Origin of the sequence: Pseudomonas sp. 32_A, from assembly GCF_017490905.1 — a bacterium.
GTDB lineage: Bacteria > Pseudomonadota > Gammaproteobacteria > Pseudomonadales > Pseudomonadaceae > Aquipseudomonas > Aquipseudomonas inefficax.
On the sequence record NZ_JAFGYI010000467.1, the window covers coordinates 1 to 246 of the forward strand.

General features: G+C 63.8%; 1 protein-coding gene. It reads right to left on the reverse strand.

Annotated features, from left to right (window positions below; genetic code table 11):
• Positions 1-246 (reverse strand): amino acid permease (locus J5M58_RS27465; protein ID WP_207880652.1); only part of this gene is annotated, 246 nt, incomplete at both ends.

Sequence of the window (246 nt, forward strand, 5' to 3'; positions counted from 1 at the left end):
CCTTGGCCACGGTGGTCACCTGGTTGATGAACGCCGCCTCCTTGATACCGCGCAGCACCAGGAAGTGCACCGCCCACAGCAGCAGCGAGGCGCAGCCGATGGCGATTGGCGTGTTGCCCTCGCCGAAGATCGGGAAGAAGTAGCCCAGGGTGCTGAACAGCAGTACGAAGTAGCCGACGTTGCCCAGCCAGGCACTGATCCAGTAGCCCCAGGCCGAGGAGAAGCCCATGTAGTCGCCGAAACCGG